Origin of the sequence: Streptomyces sp. CHD11, from assembly GCF_018638295.1 — a bacterium.
In the GTDB taxonomy this organism is placed as follows: Bacteria; Actinomycetota; Actinomycetes; order Streptomycetales; family Streptomycetaceae; genus Streptomyces.
This window is the reverse complement of record NZ_JABTTS010000003.1, coordinates 197,038-212,252: the sequence shown is the minus strand read 5'-3', so window position 1 is coordinate 212,252 and position 15,215 is coordinate 197,038. Positions and strand designations below refer to the sequence as shown.

The window sequence follows — 15,215 nt, the reverse complement described above, 5'->3', positions numbered from 1 at the left end:
CGACAGTGCACGCCGCCGACCGGCCCCGCAGTGCCGGTTGATCCAGGTGTGTGAAGATCGCACGAGATCGCACGAGAAGGAGGCGAGCGCGTTCCGGGGGCGGGCGGGGGCCCACGGGGCATCGGCTCCGGCGAAACCGGTGGCCGGCCGAACCGGTGAGCGAGGCGACAGCGCCGGTAACGTGGATTGTTCCCGCGGAGGGGCATACGGGGAAGGCGAACCATCGGGAGAGGCACACACAGCCGGGCATGACCGGCGGCGTGCGCCGGCCCGCTCAGCGAGGAGGACGCCATGGCAGGGCCGGAACACACGGAGCCCGTTCACGAAGCGCTCGTGCCGGCCTCTTCGGCCGCGCTCACCGGAGCGCTGGAGGTCATCGGCGCCGGAGCCTACGTCGTCGACGAGGAGGGCTGCATCGTCGCTGTCAACGGCCGGGCCGAGCGGCTGCTGGGCCGGACCGCCGGGGAACTCCTCGGGCAGGACGCGCACGACCTGCTGCACCGCGGACCGCACGGGCAGCCCATTCCGAGAACCCAGTGCGCCATGCGGCAGCCCTTCCACTCCGGACGCACCGCCCAGGCCGACGAGGACTACTTCGCGGCCGCCGACGGCTCCGTTCTGCTCATCTCCTGGCTGATCACTCCGTACGACTACGGTGACCACCGCACCGGCACGCTCGTGGTCTTCCACACTCCCGAGCCGTCCCAGCCGCCCCTCGCACCATCGCCGCGGACGTCCCAGTCCCTGTCGGAACTGCAGCGGCTGGCCCTGCTGGCCGAGACCACCACCCGGCTGACCTCCACCCTCGACGCCGACGAGGCGCTGGACCGGCTGGTGGCCCTGGTCGTGCCCCGGCTGGCCGACTGGGTGATCGTCGACCTGATCGCCGAGCGCGACGAGGTGTGGCGGACGGTCGTCGTCCACGCCGACGGTGACACCCTCGTGCGGCACGAGGACCTCCAGGGTCCGATGCCGCCGATTCCCCAGCAGTCCCCCATGCCCCTCTCCAGAGCCCTGCGGGGCGTCTCCTCCACCCTGGCGGGCCCGCAGACGTACCAGGGGACACCGGATTCCGGGATCGCGGCCGAGCAGGGGCGCCTGTTCAAGGCCACCGGAATGCACACCGCGGCCATCGCGCCCATCCGCAGCACACGCGCCGTCCTGGGCGCCCTGACGCTGGGCCGCGCCGAGAACCCGGAGACCTTCGCCTCCGCGGACCTTCCACTGATCGAGGACATCGCGCGTCGCGCCGGCCTCGCCCTGGACAACGCCCGCCTCTACCAGCGCCAGCGCAAAGTCGCCGAGACGATGCAGACCCATCTGCTGCCCCAGATGCCGGGTGTCCCGGGCCTGCGGATGACGGTCCGCTACCTTCCCGCACCCGACGCCTCACATGTCGGCGGCGACTGGTACGACGCCTTCCCGCTGTCCCCCACATCCACCGCTCTGGCCATCGGCGACGTCGTGGGCCACGACCTGGAGGCGGCAGCCGGCATGGCACAGGTCCGCAACATGCTCCGCGCCTATGCCTGGTCCCAGCAGGACCCTCCCAGCCGCATCGTCGAGCGGCTCGACGCGGCCATCCACCACATCACCGACGTCGACATGGTGACCTTGATCTTCGCCCGTATCGAAGCGGCCGAGGACAATCACTGGCGGCTGTCCTGGACCAACGGGGGGCACCCTCCGCCCCTGCTGGTCAGCCGGGACGGCCTGGCGACCTATCTCACCGACGGGCACGGCATTCTGCTGGGCACCCAGACGAACCTCCCGCGTCCCGACGCCACGGCACTGCTCCCGCCCGGATCCACCCTGGTGCTGTACACGGACGGCCTCGTCGAGGCGCCCGGCCGGCCCCTCGACAGCGGTCTGGACCGCTTGCGCCAGCATGCCGCGGCCCTCGCCCACCGCCCCCTCGCCTCCTTCTCGGATCAGCTGCTCCGCCGGGTGCGCCCCGCGGACAACGACGACGACGTCGCCCTGCTGGCCCTCCGCGTGCCCTGGGACTGACGCGGGAGCCCTGCACAGGAGGAGGCGGAACCAGGACCGGAGCGAGTCCGCCACCCCTGGCCTCATGGGACGGCACACCGTGCCCGGCCGTGCCTCCCCGACACACTCCGGCCTTCCGGCCGGAACGCCCGGACCATCCTCCGTACCGGTTGCCTGGGCGGTTGACCGGCGACCGGCGACCGGTGGTGGGCGGCGGGCTGCCGGCCTCCCTCACGACTCGACGGCCCTCCACGGCGTACCCGGGCCGGGGCCGCCCCGCCGCGGTTCGCCTACGCTTCCCCCGTGCCTGCTTCCCGCCTGCGCCGCGTCGCCGTCCTCGTCTCCGAAGGCGCCAAGCCCCTCGACGTCGGGATTCCCGCCCAGGTGTTCACGACCCGGGCGAGCATGCCGTACGAGGTGCGGGTGTGCGGCGCGGCCCCGGGGCCGGTCGCCGGTGGCGACGGTCTGTCGTACCACGTCGCCCAAGGGCTCGAGACGCTCGAATGGGCCGACATCGTCTTCATCCCCGGCTATCGCTTCCCGGACCGCGAGGACCCGCCGCGGGCCGTCGTCGAGGCGCTGATCGCCGCCCATCGGCGGGGTGCGCGGCTCGCGGCCATCTCCACGGGTGCCTTCACCCTGGCTGCCACGGGAGCGCTCGACGGCAAGCGGGCCACGACCCACTGGCACTACACCCGGGCGCTCGCGGCCCGGCACCCGTCGGTCCGGGTGGACGAGAACGTGCTGTTCGTCGACGAAGGCAGCGTCCTGACGTCGGCCGGCGCCGCCTCCGGCATCGACCTGTGCCTGCACATCCTGCGCGGCGACCTCGGCGTCGCCGCTTCCCACCACGCGGCCCGGCGCCTGGTCGCGGCGCCCTATCGCAGCGGCGGCCAGGCCCAGTACGTCCCGCGCAGCCTGCCCGAGCAACTCGGCGAGCGGTTCGCCGCCACCCGCGAATGGGCGCTGCGCCGGCTCGGTGAACCCCTCACCCTCGGCGAACTCGCCCGGCACGCGGCGGTGTCGCCGCGGACGTTCTCACGCCGCTTCGTCGAGGACACGGGCTACACACCGATGCAATGGGTGATGCGCGCCCGCATCGACGTGGCCCGCGAGTTGCTGGAGCGCTCGCAACTGAGTGTCGAACAGATCGCCGCCGACGTCGGCCTGGGCACGGGGGCCAATCTGCGCCTGCACTTCCAGCGGATCCTCGGCACCACTCCGAGCGAGTACCGGCGCACTTTCACCCGGGTCGACTAGGGTCCCGCCCGCGGTTGGCGCGATCCTTTCGAACCGTGGCGTTCGTGCCGCTGCCACCGGGCCGGACCGGGCGCGACCCTGGCAGGGGACGACACGAAGGGACCCCGCACATGACTCGCATCGCGATCAACGGATTCGGCCGCATCGGACGCAACGTGCTGCGCGCGCTGCTCGAGCGCGACAGCACCCTGGAGGTCGTGGCCGTCAACGACCTGACGGAGCCGGCCACTCTGGCGCGGCTGCTCGCCTACGACACGACCGCGGGCCGGCTCGGCCGGCCGGTCACCGTCGACGGGAACGCTCTCGTCGTCGACGGCCACCGCGTGACGGTGCTCGCCGAGCGGGAGCCGGCCCGGCTGCCGTGGGCCGAACTCGGCGTCGACATCGTGCTGGAGGCGACCGGTCGCTTCACCTCCGCCACGGCTGCTCGGGCCCACCTCGACGCCGGCGCGAGGAAGGTCCTGGTCAGCGCGCCGTCGGACGGTGCCGACATCACACTGGCGTACGGCGTGAACAGCGACGCCTACGACCCGGAACTGCACACCATCGTCTCCAACGCCTCGTGCACGACCAACGCGCTCGCTCCACTGGCCGCGGTCCTCGACGAACTCGCGGGCATCGAGCACGGATTCATGACGACCGTGCACGCCTACACCCAGGAGCAGAACCTGCAGGACGGTCCGCACCGCGACGCCCGCCGGGCCCGCGCCGCGGCCGTCAACATCGTGCCGACGACGACGGGCGCCGCCAAGGCGATCGGTCTCGTGCTGCCCGGCCTCGACGGCAAGCTGTCGGGCGACTCGATCCGGGTGCCCGTTCCGGTGGGTTCGATCGTCGAGCTCAACACGACCGTCGGCCGGGACGTCACGCGCGAGGACGTACTGGACGCGTACCGGGCCGCGGCGCGGGGGCCGCTCGCCGGAGTGCTCGAGTACTCGGAGGACCCGCTGGTGTCGTCCGACATCACCGGCAACCCGGCGTCGTCGATCTTCGATTCGGCCCTGACCCGCGTGGACGGCCGGCACATCAAGGTGGTCGCCTGGTACGACAACGAGTGGGGCTTCTCGAACCGTGTGATCGACACCCTCGCACTCCTCGCCGCCCGCTGAACCGGCGGCGCGCTGCCCGGGCACGAGGGCCGCGGTGGAACGACGCAGGTACACGCGTGAGGTCACGCCGGAGCTGCGGGGCCGAGGTCGAGGCGTGCGGCCACCGGAAGGTGGTCGCTCGCCGTCGCGGGCAGGGTCCGGGCCGAGGTGGCCTTCGCGCCCTTCACGAAGATCTGGTCGATCCGCACCATCGGGAAACGTGACGGCCAGGTGAACCCGAAGCCCGCACCGGCCGTGGACTGGACCTCGTCGAAGTGCCGGGTGAGGGGGCGCAGCGCGCGATCCCCGCCGACGCCGTTGAAGTCACCCATGACGACGACGGGTCGCGCGTCCTCGGCCGGCAACTCCGCCGTGAGACGGCGGAGTGCCTCGTCACGTGCGCCCGTGGTGAATCCGGCGGAGTTGACCCGAACCGACGGCAGATGCACGACGTAGGCGGCCAGGGGGCCTTCCGGGGTTTCCACCGTGGCGCGCATCGCCCGGGTCCACGGCATGATCGGCAGCGAGTGGGCGTCCCGGAGGGGGTGGGTGCTCCAGAGACCCACCGTGCCCTCGTAGAAGTGGTACGGATAGGCGGGGGCCAGGGCACGCTCGTATGCGGGTGCCGTGGCGGGGCCCAGTTCCACCAGCGCCAGGACGTCCGCCCCGGACGCGACCAGGCCGCGTACCGTGCCCTCCGGATCGGGATTGTCCTGGTTGACGTTGTGGCTGACCACGGTGAGATCTCCGCCCGGCGACGACTTGTCGGTGAGGGTGCCGCCGAAGACCGTGAGCCAGACCGTGACCGGCAGGAGCAGGGACACCGTCGCCACCCGGGACCGGCGCAGCAGCGCCGCGGCGGTCAGTGCGGGGATCGCGAGGGCTGTCCAGGGCAACAGCGTCTCGACCAGACTTCCCAGGTGCCACGGGGTGTCGGGCACCCGGTCGTGGGCCGTCACCACCGCGGCGAGAAGGACGGCGAGTCCGGTCGTCACGGCTCCCGCGTACGGCGACCGTCGCGGCCGGAACCGCCCGGACGACGGCGGTGCCGGCGGCGCCTGGGTGTCCTCCGGCGGACCCGCCGCCGCGTCCGGGGTCAGCGCCTGTCCCTCGCGGGCTGTCGAGGCGCCGGTGCGTGTCGTGGCCATCCTCGTTCAGCCCTCCGACCGGGGGGAGGCCAGCCGGCCGCGCAGCCCGTCGATCAGCGCACGGCTGTTGTCCAGTGCCGCCCGCAGCCCCTCACCGGCGGTGGTGCCGGCCCGCTGGTGCAGGACCGCGCCCAGCATCATCAGGTCGCGGTCACCGACGCGGACCTCGCAGGCCCACAGGAGATTGCCGCCCGCCGGGGTGCTGGAGCCGGTCTTGAGACCGATGACGCCCGAAGTGCCCAGCAGCGTATTGGTGTTGGAGACCGGACCCGCGCCGGGGACGGTGACCGTCCGGGTGGCCACGATGTCACGGAACACGGGATTCCTCATCACCTGCCGGGCCAGCCTCAACTGGTCGACCGCCGTGCTCGTCGTCGTCACCTCGATACCGCTGGCTCCGGTGTAGGTGGTGTCGGTCATGCCCAGGTCGCGCGCGGCCCGCCGCATCTTGAGCACGAAGGCCTCCTGACTGCCGGAGTCCCAACGGGCCAGCAGACGGGCGATGTTGTTCCCCGATGGGATCAACAGCAGCTCCAGAAGCTGTCGTTCGGTGTACCGGTCGCCGGCCCGGACGGGTACCGTCGACTCGCCCCCGACCCCCACCTCGTGGGCGGCCTGCCGGTCCACCTCGATCCGGGGGCCCCGCTCACCCGGTCGCAGCGGATGTCCGGTGAGGATGACGTGGGCGGTCATCACCTTCGTCAGACTCGCGATCGGTACCGGCCGCCGTTCGCCCCGCACCCCCAGGGAACCTCTGCCCTCCAGCGCGACGGCGCTCTGGCCGTCCCCCGGCCACGCCACGTCGGACCCCTCCCCGGCCGCGGGCCGGCCGGCGTCCGTACGGGGGGAGGAGACACCGTGATCGCGGACGGCCCCGGGGCCGGGCCACACCAGGGTGACGACGATACCCAGTGCGACCAGGAGAAGCAGGGCCGTCACACCGACCACGGTGCGGGGGCGGCGGGCGGGGGGAAGGAACATCGGAAGCGACCTCCGGAGCTGACGCACAGGACGAGTACGGCAGCAAGGCTGCTGGCGCGATGCGTCCGGACGACGGATGCCGGAGCGCTGTGAGCCCTCGGGAAACCATCCGTCGTGTATCAGCGGGCCGGCCGGCGCGGCGGAGAGGACGGGGCGTGTCTAGGGCCGCGCGGAACCGCTGGGACCCGCCTCGCACAGGTCCGCGGGAGCCGTTGCCGGCAGGCGCACGACCGCGACCGCCCCGCCGTCCGCGGGGTCGTTCATGAGGTTCAGGGCCGCCCCGATCACCGTGGCCTGGCCCCGGGCGATCGTGAGCCCCAGACCGTGGCCGCGGCCCCGTTCGGCCGCGCCCGTACGGAACCGCTGGGGTCCGTTCGCGAGGAGATCCGGCGGAAATCCCGGTCCGTGGTCCCGTACGGTGATCGTCCGGCCGGAGACGGTGATCTCCACGGGCCGGGCACCGTGCCGGTGGGCGTTGACGACCAGATTGGCGACGATACGGTCCAGTCGGCGCGGGTCCGTCTGCGCGACCGGGACGCCGACGGCGCTCACCGTCGCGGTGAGCCCCGTTCTCGCCACCGACTCCTCGACCAGCTCGGCCAGGGCCACCTCCCGCGGCCGGAACCGCTCGGCGCCCGCGTCGAGACGGGAGATCTCCAGCAGGTCCTCGACCAGGTCCCGCAGCACCCGGACCCGGTCTCGCACCAGTTCGGTCGCCTCACCCTCGGGGAGCAGACCGGCGGAGGTGACCAGCCCCATCAGCGGTGTGCGCAGCTCGTGCGCGACATCGGCGGTGAAGCGCTGCTCACCGGTGATGCGTTCCTGCAGACTGTCGGCCATGGAGTCGACCGTGGCCGAGATCTCGGTGATCTCGTCACCGCCCCAACAACCCATGGCGGTCCGTGCGTCCAGATCCCCCTCCGCGATGCTGCGCGCCGTCCGGGCCACCCGGCGCAGCCGTCTGGCCGGCACCTCGGTGGCCAGCGCCGTCACCGGGACCACGACGCCCAGCGTGAGCAGGGAGTACTTCCACAGGTGCCGGTCCAGGGCCTGCCGGGTGAGCAGGTCGGCGGTCATGTCGGTCCGGATCGCGTACAGCTGCCCGCCCTCCCTCCGTGCCGCCCAGAAGACGGGTGCCGGGGGCTCGTTCTCGTAGAGCGTTCCGCTGCCGTTCCGTTCCACCTGCCGAAGAAGGGACGCCGGAAGCTCGCCGGGCGTCGCCGACGGCGGAGCCCCACCGGTGGTACGGGCGTCCCGGATCTCCCTGTCCAGTGTGCTGATGGCCTTGGCCGCGCCCTCGTGCATGGACCGGTCCAGTGTCGACCTGTGCACGAGCAGGCCGACGGTGAGGGCCATCGCGGTACAGGCCAGGGCCACCAGGCCGATGACCTTCCAGTGCACCGAGCGGAGGTTCAGCAGTGCGCGCACGATCGACATCAGGCGTTCCCGGGGTCAGCGCCGCAGCTTGTAGCCGAAGCCGCGGACGGTTTCGACGCGGTCGGCGCCGATCTTCTTGCGCAGCCGCTGCACGCAGAGGTCGACGACCCGGGAGTCGCCGTCCCAGCCGTAGTCCCACACGTTGCGCAGCAGGGTCTGGCGGCTCAGTACGACACCCGGATGTGCCGCGAACTCGAGGAGCAGGCGCAGTTCGGTCGGGGCCAACGCCACCTCCTCACCGCCCCGGTGGACCTCCAGGGCCGCGGGATCGATGGCCAGATCGCCGAAGACCAGCCGGGCGGGCGTCCCGGCGGGGCCGGCCCGCTCGGTCTGCGCGGCCGGCGTGAAGGCGGCCCGGCGGAGCAGCGAACGGATACGGGCCACCAGGACGGGGGTGTCGACGGGTTTGACCACATAGTCGTCGGCCCCGGCCTCCAGTCCGGAGACCACGTCGAGGGAGTCGCCGCGAGCCGACATCATCAGCACCGGGGCCGTGCTGGTCTCCCTGATCCGGCGGCACAGCCCGATGCCGTCCAGGCCCGGCAGCATCACGTCGAGCAGCAGCAGGTCGTGCGCACCCTCGCGGAAGAGCTCGAGCCCCGTCAGCCCGTCGCCCGCAACCTCCACGCGGTAGCCGTAGCGTTCCAGGGCCATGGCCACGGATCTCCGGATCACCTCGTCGTCCTCGACGAGCAGAACGGTGACGGGAAGGACGGGGGAGGTATCAGACATGTGGATCCATCGGGCGCGGTACCGGAAGGTCGGTCCTCCATCATGCCTGGTCGGACGGCTTGTCGTGGGTGACGCGGGGTCACGGCCCCACTACGGGTACCGGCCTGTCAGGGCAGATACACAGCAGATACACAGCAGATACACAGCCGCTGCGCAGCCGAGCGGTAGCGGACACACGTTTGCGCGGCCGCCGCTGCGCAACCGGGCGTCCCGGAAACATCCGCGCCGGACGGCCGGCACCTGATGCGCGTGGGGTGTCAGCCCTGCCGCTGGAGGAACGTGAGGAGAGCCGCTGTGAGCTCGGTGGGCGCGTCCTCCTGGACGAGGTGGCCCGCACCGGGGATCGGTCCGGGCGTGGCACCCGGGATGCGGTCGGTGAGCTGCTGTCCCTCGCCAGGGGAATCCAGGTGTCCTCCTCGCCCCGGCACACCAGAGCAGGGAGGGCGATCTCCCCTGGGGGAGGATGTCAAGGGTCGCTGTTCCTCTCAGGAGCGGGTGGCGTCCGTCGGGACGACGAGGCCGCCGGGCGCTCACCGGTGGACGCACCCGCACAGGGGAGGCCACGCACGTCTTCCCGCCGGTCCGGCCGACAGCCGGTTCGCGGTGCCGTCCCCGACGTCCAACTCGACGGCCCGAGCGGAGAATTCCGCTCTCCGAGGTATTCGCGCGTCTGTGGGCGCGATGACTGGGCATACGGGCTTCATCCTGACGAGAGGAGCTCGCTCATGCTCGGTATCATCGCGGCGGTACTGTTCTTCATCGCGTTTCTGATCAACGCGGCGGAGATCGGCACCAACGACGTGTTCTCTTCGGTGAACGTCATGTTGCTGGGGTTGACCGCCTTGGCCCTGCACGTGGCGGGCATCGGGGCCGGCTGGTCCCGCAGGCGCTGACGGGGCTGCCCCGCGAGGGCCGGCGCCCGGACCGGCGGCCCTCGCGCTCCCGGTGCGCCGAAGCCGGTCCGGTCCCGGTCGCCGGCCGAAGTGCCCTGCCCCGCCGGTCCGGTGGTCCGGCGCCACTGTCGTACGGGAGGCACACCGTCTCTCCGGCGGGCCTCGCCGTGACCTTCCGCATGGCCGTCAAATAACCTCGTGCGGAAGACGGCAGATGCCGTGGGCGGTTCGTCAGGGAGGCGATGGTGTTCGCGAGGGGAACGCGGTTGCTGGCGGTCGCGGCGGTCGCGGCCTGCATGGTGATCCTCGGACCGAGCGCACCGAGCGGGCTCTTCTCCGCCGAGGCGCCGCCCGTGGGTCCCGCGCGGGACGTCGTGCCCAACCGGGTCATGACGTGGAACATGTGCAACCCCTGCGGAGAGAGCAATGCCGACCGGGCCTCGGAGATCGCCAGGTTCGCGCCCCAGGTCGTCGGACTGCAGGAGGCGTGCGAACGGGACGTCGCACGGATCAGGGACCATCTGGAGAACCTCTACGGGCTCGTCTACCACGTCGAGTACGGGGCGGTTCTGAAGAAGTGGAGCCGCTGCGGGGGACTTCCGTGGAACCCCGGTGGCTACGGGCAGGCGATCCTCTCGGCGGCACCGATGACGGACCAGGTGAAGGAGGAGTACCCCGACGGCGGATCGGAGGACCGCGGCTACATGGCCGTCACCACCCTGGTGGGCGACCGGCCGGTCCGGGTCTTCAACACCCATCTCGCTGAGCGCCGTCAGGAAGCGGTCCGGGCCGAGCAGACGGATGTGCTCGCCGCGGCGATCGCCCGGCACGAGCGCGCCATCGTGCTCGGCGACTTGAACGCGGTGCCGGACACCCCCGAACTGACCCCCATATGGGCGCTGGCGGAGGACACCGACCCCCGGTGCCGTCCCTCGGACACCGGCGCCTGCACGCCGACCACCGACTGGCGGAGCAAGTTCGACTACATCTTCCTGCGCGGTGTCGCCCCGCTCCGGCACCGTGTGTGGACCACCCCGTACTCGGACCACGACGTGCTGCACACCGACGTGGACATGGCGTGATGCCCCGCTGGGCCGCGCACGACCGGCGCGGCCCCGGGCGGCCCTGAGGGGGAGGAGTCAGTCGGACGGGTCACCGGTGCCCCTGCCGCGTCGCGCCGATGGCTGCGGCGGGCGTCGCGGTCGAAGACGCCCGGGATCTCGCAGGTGCCGCCGGCGGTGGCGACGGCGTGCGGAAGCACCGTGGGGAACTCGGCGGCCTGGTGGGTCTCGACGCGCAGACGCTTGTGCCCCAGCATGAGGATCGCCGGACCGGAGATGACGTCGTCGGTGGCGGTCTCCACCAGCTGATCCAGTGACGTGTCCAGGGCGCGGGCAAGGGTGACCGGCTGATCCAGCGCGAGCCGCCGCTGCCCGCGTTCGCGATGCGGCTCAGCGTCGACCGGCTGACATGGGAGCGTGGCCGGCTCCTCCAGGGACAGTCCTGGGTGACCCGCAGGGCGCGCATGCGTTCGCGGACGAGGCCGTCCAGCTCACCTCACCTTGCGTCACGGGCCGGGGTGCCGCTCGCTGTGGGTCCGGTCAGGCCGACTCCAGCAGACGGGCCGCCATGGTGCGGGCCTGCCGCAGGCGACCGCTGTCGCCTTCCAGGCCGGCCCGCACCATGGCGCCCTCCAGGAGGAACGCCAGGTGTTCCGCCAGGGTGCGAGCCGCCTCGGGACAGCCGGGCAGCAGCATCCCGACCTGATCGGCCATCAGGCGCTCGACCTCCTCCTTCTGCCGGCGCACCAACGCCCGTCCCGCGTCCCCGGCGGGCAACTCCCCGGCGGCGTTGAGCAGTCCGCACCCGCGGAAGGTGTCCCCGCGGACGGGCTCGGCACTGTCGACATAGGTGTCGAAGACGGCGAGTACGCCGTCACGGGGGCCGTCGGCCCGCTCCAGCCGCGCGCGGTACCGCGTCAGCCACTCCTGGTGCCGGGCGTCCAGGTAGGCCAGGACGAGATCGGCCTTGGAGGGGAAGTTGTTGTACAGGCTCATCTTCGCCACACCGGCGTCGGCGGTGATCGTGTCGATCCCGGTCGCCGTGACCCCATGGGCGTAGAAACGCCGGGCCGCTGCGGCGAGGACCCGCTCCCGGGCCGGCCGCCGCCTCCCGGCGGCCGGTGTCCGCTCCGACTCGGACATCTCACACCTCGACTTCACTAGGTAGACTGGTCTACCTAGTATAGGTCGCGCGGCGGACATCCGTGCCGCCGGGCTCCCCCGTGCCGTCCATCCCTTCCATGGAGCCACCATGACCCTTCTCACCAGCGACCTCGTCGTCGACGGGGTACGCCTCGCCTACCGGGACCAGGGCCGGGGCATGCCTGTGATCTTCATCCACGGCACGCCCTCCCACTCGTACGAATGGCGTGACGTCGTCCCGCACATCGAGGCGGACGGCTTCCGGGCCGTCACCTACGACCTGCTCGGCTACGGCCGCTCCGAGCGGCCGGTAAACCGCGACACCTCGGTCGCCGCCCAGACGGACCTCCTCGCGCACCTTCTGGACGCGCTGGACATCGAACGGGCCGACATCGTCGCGCACGACATCGGCGGCGCCGTCGGCCTGCGCTTCGCCGTGGCCCACCCCGAGCGTGTGCGGCGGCTGCTGGTCATCGACTCGGTCAGCTACGACTCATGGCCTTCCCCGACCTGGCGCCGGATCATCGACGAGCACCTGGACGACTGCATGAGCATGTCGCAAGAGGCGTTCGACGATCTGCTGACCCGCCAGCTCGAGATGACCGTCGCGGACGGATCGCTCATGACCGGCGGCGTTCTCGAGGCCTACCTGGCGCCCCACCGCTCCGCCCTGGGCCGTGCCTCGTTCTTCGAACACCAGGTCCGCCACTACGACGCGAAGTACACCGAGGAGATCAGCGACGCACTCGGAGGCCTGTCCGTGCCCGTGCGCGTCCTGTGGGGCGAGGAGGACCGGTGGCAGCCCCTGCACTACGCGCGGCGGCTCAGCGGCGCCATTCCGGACGCCGACCTCGTCACCGTCCCCGGCGCCGGCCACTTCCTCATGGAGGACGCCCCCGAACGCGTGGTCGAGGAGATCAGGACATTCCTGTCCGCCCCCTGACCGCCACCCCGCCCGCGCTGATCCGACGGCCATCGGGTCCCTGCCGGCCTCGGGCGCCGGGGCGGACGGGGGCTGAGCGGCCCGACGACCCATTCCGCTACTTCGGTGACGAACGGTGGATGTCACCGTCAGGCCGCGACCGCTCGGGGCCGCGCGGCAGGAGGTCCGCCCCCTGCGCCGACGCGACGCCGGGACACGTCATCGACGACCGGCGTCGTGCCCCGGCGTCGCGTCGGCGGACCGGGGGAGCCCACCGGGAATCAGGACTGCGGCCGCTTCCCGTGGTTCGCCGCGTGCTTGCGGCGTGACTTCTTCTTGCGGCGCCTCTTCGACGACATGTGCGTCTCCTTGGTGACGTCGGCAGGTGAGATCACGTCTCACCGTGTGGTTCTCCGGGCCGGTGTACGGCAGACGGCCCGCGAGCCATTGTTCCGCGAGGCGCCGGCCGCCGCGACTCGCGGGCCCGCCGGACGACACGGGTTTCGGGGCGGGGCGTTGCTTCTGCGCCCCACGGAAGTTGAGCCGGGCACACGGCACACGTGTACGTCCCGCCCCGGCCGTCGGACATGGTGCCGTACCGCCCTGGCCCGCCCCTCCCACCGGAGGCCGTAGTGACGCACCACCCCGCAGACCGCTTCCCCCGGCCGGCCGGCCCGACGCCGGCGGGCCGGCAACTGCCCGAACCACGACTGCTCAGCGGCGTCTACGGACTCGTCCTGGCCAGCGCGCTGGCGGCCGCCCTCGACTCCCCGGACGAGCAGACCGACCCCGGATCGGACGCCCTCTGGGTCCTGTTCACCGCCGTGGCCGCCGCGGCCGCCCACGGGTACGCCCACGTTCTCGCGCACCGCATGTCGGCCGAGCGCAGCGGTCTCCGGGTCGGGCTGCGCGCCATGCTCGGGGAGTGGCCGGTCGTCGCGGCGGCCGTACCCACCGTGGTACTGCTGCTGACCGCTGTCCCCTCCTGGTGGAGCGAGAGCGACGCGGTGGACGTCGCCCTGCTCCTCAACACCTTGCTCCTCGCGGCCGGCGGAGGGTGGACGGCGCGTCGCGCGGGCCGCGGCTGGCCGGCGTCCCTGCGGGCCGCGACCGGGGACATGGTCATCGGCCTGGTGATCATCGGCGCCAACGCCCTGATCAAGTAGCGGCTCCGGCCCGGGTCGCCGGAACCTGCCCTTGCCACACCCGCACTGCCCCGGGCCGCCGGGCCCCCCGCGCCCGCCGGTACGCGTCGAACCGCCCGGGCTCCGTTCCGCACGGCGGCCACCGGCGCGCAGAACCGCCGTCGCCGGCAGGGGCCCGCGTGGGCCGAGCAACCCGTCGGCGTGGACGGCGACTTGCTAGGGTGCGCCGGACAGCGCACGAAGGTGGTACGGAGAGGAGCCGGGGCGACGATGCAGGCATCCGAGGCCCGGCGCGCGACGGCCGCGGCGCTGTCGACCGCCGCCTCGCTCGGCCTGACCGCCGACGATGCGACCGTTCTCCTCGACTCGAACAAGCTCACGCTGCGTCTGCTGCCGTGTGATGTCCTGGCCCGGGTGGCGCCCATGGCGGACCAGGTGGCGCGGTTCGAGATCGACATCGCCCGGCGGCTCGCCGCCTTCGGGGCCCCCGTGGCCGCTCTCGATCCCCGGGTCGAGCCACGCGTCCACGAGCGCGACGGTTTCGCTGTCACCTTGTGGACCTACTACGAACCCGTCCCCGAAGAGGTCGCACCGGCCGGCCACGCCCGCGTGCTCGAGCGGCTTCACGACGGCATGCGGAATCTCGACATCCCGTCGCCCCGGTACACGGACCGGGTCGAGCGCGCCCGACGACTCGTGGCGGACCCCGCCCGCACTCCGGCGCTCACCGGCGCGGACCGGGAACTGCTCGGCGACACGCTGCGCGACCTGACCCGGCGGATCGGCGAGCGCGGCGGCGCCGAGCAGCTGCTGCACGGCGAGCCGCACCCCGGCAACGTGCTGGCCACGCGGCACGGGCCGCTGTTCATCGACTTCGAGACGTGTTGCCGTGGACCCGTCGAGTTCGACCTGGCCCACGCGCCCGAAGAGGCCGGCGCCCACTACCCGGGCGCAGACCCGGACCAGTTGAGTGACTGCCGTCTCCTCGTGCTGGCGGTGATCACGGTCTGGCGCCATGACCGGGACGACCGGTTCCCGGACGGGCGCCGGCTGGGCAGGGAGTGGCTCGGCCGGATCAGGTCCGCGGTCGATCGCTGAGCGCGGGCCCCCGACGTCACAGCGGGACGGGGCTTGTTCCGGGCTTCCGCCTCGGCTCCGGCCGGCCGGAGGGCGCACGCGTACGCCGGGAACCGTCCGGACCACGCGCGCGGTCCGTGCCGGGCGGAACGCGGCCGGGTGGGAGCGGCAGGGCTGGGGCGGCGAGGCCGGTGACCGGGCTCCGGCCGTCGCAGCGGCGACAGGCGAGGGCATCCGGACCGAGGCGGGACGACGCCTGGGCGAGCACTGTGGCCAGAACGCGACGGGCGCGCCGGTTGCCGCATCGCCGGCCCGGTCCGGCAGCCCGTACGCCGGTGG

The 15,215-nt window shown here is 72.5% G+C and carries 13 protein-coding genes and 2 pseudogenes; 8 read left to right on the top strand and 7 right to left on the bottom strand.

The genetic code is table 11. The features are described 5' to 3' along the window. Positions 1-291 precede the first annotated feature (291 nt). The 3 genes from HTV45_RS04530 (at position 292) to gap (ending at position 4,358) form a co-directional block, all read left to right on the top strand. On the top strand, positions 292-2,010 hold the full coding sequence (locus HTV45_RS04530; protein ID WP_215204267.1) for a SpoIIE family protein phosphatase: 1,719 nt from the start codon (positions 292-294) through the stop codon (positions 2,008-2,010). A 282-nt stretch (positions 2,011-2,292) separates the two neighbouring features. Beyond that, the gene (locus tag HTV45_RS04525; RefSeq protein WP_215204266.1) at positions 2,293-3,249 is read left to right on the top strand and encodes a GlxA family transcriptional regulator; all 957 of its coding nucleotides are present in this window, start codon (positions 2,293-2,295) and stop codon (positions 3,247-3,249) included. 110 nt (positions 3,250-3,359) lie between these two features. After that, the gene (gene gap, locus HTV45_RS04520) at positions 3,360-4,358 is read left to right on the top strand and encodes a type I glyceraldehyde-3-phosphate dehydrogenase (RefSeq protein WP_215204265.1); all 999 of its coding nucleotides are present in this window, start codon (positions 3,360-3,362) and stop codon (positions 4,356-4,358) included. A 62-nt stretch (positions 4,359-4,420) separates the two neighbouring features. Here gap and HTV45_RS04515 read toward each other — a convergent pair whose 3' ends face one another. From HTV45_RS04515 to HTV45_RS34000, 5 genes and pseudogenes are all read right to left on the bottom strand, one after another. After that, positions 4,421-5,485: an endonuclease/exonuclease/phosphatase family protein gene (locus HTV45_RS04515; RefSeq protein ID WP_215204264.1), complete on the bottom strand. Its 1,065-nt coding sequence runs from the start codon at positions 5,483-5,485 to the stop codon at positions 4,421-4,423. Between the two features lie 6 nt (positions 5,486-5,491). Beyond that, a complete protein-coding gene (locus HTV45_RS04510) occupies positions 5,492-6,466 on the bottom strand; it encodes a D-alanyl-D-alanine carboxypeptidase family protein (RefSeq protein ID WP_215204263.1) in 975 nt (324 codons plus the stop codon). 159 nt (positions 6,467-6,625) lie between these two features. Then, positions 6,626-7,903 (bottom strand): HAMP domain-containing sensor histidine kinase, encoded by a 1,278-nt coding sequence (locus HTV45_RS04505; RefSeq protein WP_215204262.1) that lies wholly within the window; start codon positions 7,901-7,903, stop codon positions 6,626-6,628. 15 nt (positions 7,904-7,918) lie between these two features. Next, the gene (cseB, locus tag HTV45_RS04500; RefSeq protein WP_215204261.1) at positions 7,919-8,635 is read right to left on the bottom strand and encodes a two-component system response regulator CseB; all 717 of its coding nucleotides are present in this window, start codon (positions 8,633-8,635) and stop codon (positions 7,919-7,921) included. A gap of 257 nt (positions 8,636-8,892) precedes the next feature. Next, positions 8,893-9,089, bottom strand: a pseudogene (locus HTV45_RS34000) (alpha/beta fold hydrolase); the annotation flags it as partial. A 271-nt stretch (positions 9,090-9,360) separates the two neighbouring features. Here HTV45_RS34000 and HTV45_RS04495 point away from each other — a divergent pair. Continuing rightward, the gene (locus HTV45_RS04495) at positions 9,361-9,528 is read left to right on the top strand and encodes a hypothetical protein (RefSeq protein WP_181007202.1); all 168 of its coding nucleotides are present in this window, start codon (positions 9,361-9,363) and stop codon (positions 9,526-9,528) included. Between the two features lie 242 nt (positions 9,529-9,770). Next, entirely contained in the window at positions 9,771-10,610 is an 840-nt protein-coding gene (locus HTV45_RS04490; RefSeq protein WP_215204260.1) for an endonuclease/exonuclease/phosphatase family protein, read from the top strand. A gap of 89 nt (positions 10,611-10,699) precedes the next feature. Here the strand turns inward: HTV45_RS04490 and HTV45_RS33995 are convergent. After that, positions 10,700-11,055, bottom strand: a pseudogene (locus HTV45_RS33995) (helix-turn-helix domain-containing protein); the annotation flags it as partial. Positions 11,056-11,129: 74 nt separating this feature from the next. Then, positions 11,130-11,732, bottom strand: a complete 603-nt coding sequence (locus HTV45_RS04485; RefSeq protein ID WP_215204259.1) for a TetR/AcrR family transcriptional regulator — start codon at positions 11,730-11,732, stop codon at positions 11,130-11,132. A gap of 109 nt (positions 11,733-11,841) precedes the next feature. Between HTV45_RS04485 and HTV45_RS04480 the strand changes: the two genes are divergently transcribed. The 3 genes from HTV45_RS04480 (at position 11,842) to HTV45_RS04470 (ending at position 14,897) form a co-directional block, all read left to right on the top strand. Continuing rightward, positions 11,842-12,675, top strand: a complete 834-nt coding sequence (locus tag HTV45_RS04480) for an alpha/beta fold hydrolase (protein WP_215204258.1) — start codon at positions 11,842-11,844, stop codon at positions 12,673-12,675. A 674-nt stretch (positions 12,676-13,349) separates the two neighbouring features. Further along, a complete protein-coding gene (locus HTV45_RS04475) occupies positions 13,350-13,820 on the top strand; it encodes a hypothetical protein (RefSeq protein WP_251691321.1) in 471 nt (156 codons plus the stop codon). Between the two features lie 249 nt (positions 13,821-14,069). Next, positions 14,070-14,897, top strand: a complete 828-nt coding sequence (locus HTV45_RS04470; protein WP_215204256.1) for a phosphotransferase enzyme family protein — start codon at positions 14,070-14,072, stop codon at positions 14,895-14,897. Positions 14,898-15,215 lie beyond the last annotated feature (318 nt).

Coding starts and splice junctions, on each gene's coding strand:
- HTV45_RS04485 (WP_215204259.1), bottom strand. CDS start 11,732: ATGTCCGAGTCGGAGCGGACACCGGCCGCCGGGAGGCGGCGGCCGGCC.
- HTV45_RS04510 (WP_215204263.1), bottom strand. CDS start 6,466: ATGTTCCTTCCCCCCGCCCGCCGCCCCCGCACCGTGGTCGGTGTGACG.
- HTV45_RS04480 (WP_215204258.1), top strand. CDS start 11,842: ATGACCCTTCTCACCAGCGACCTCGTCGTCGACGGGGTACGCCTCGCC.
- HTV45_RS04490 (WP_215204260.1), top strand. CDS start 9,771: ATGGTGTTCGCGAGGGGAACGCGGTTGCTGGCGGTCGCGGCGGTCGCG.
- cseB (WP_215204261.1), bottom strand. CDS start 8,635: ATGTCTGATACCTCCCCCGTCCTTCCCGTCACCGTTCTGCTCGTCGAG.
- HTV45_RS04470 (WP_215204256.1), top strand. CDS start 14,070: ATGCAGGCATCCGAGGCCCGGCGCGCGACGGCCGCGGCGCTGTCGACC.
- HTV45_RS04505 (WP_215204262.1), bottom strand. CDS start 7,903: ATGTCGATCGTGCGCGCACTGCTGAACCTCCGCTCGGTGCACTGGAAG.
- HTV45_RS04515 (WP_215204264.1), bottom strand. CDS start 5,485: ATGGCCACGACACGCACCGGCGCCTCGACAGCCCGCGAGGGACAGGCG.
- HTV45_RS04530 (WP_215204267.1), top strand. CDS start 292: ATGGCAGGGCCGGAACACACGGAGCCCGTTCACGAAGCGCTCGTGCCG.
- gap (WP_215204265.1), top strand. CDS start 3,360: ATGACTCGCATCGCGATCAACGGATTCGGCCGCATCGGACGCAACGTG.
- HTV45_RS04495 (WP_181007202.1), top strand. CDS start 9,361: ATGCTCGGTATCATCGCGGCGGTACTGTTCTTCATCGCGTTTCTGATC.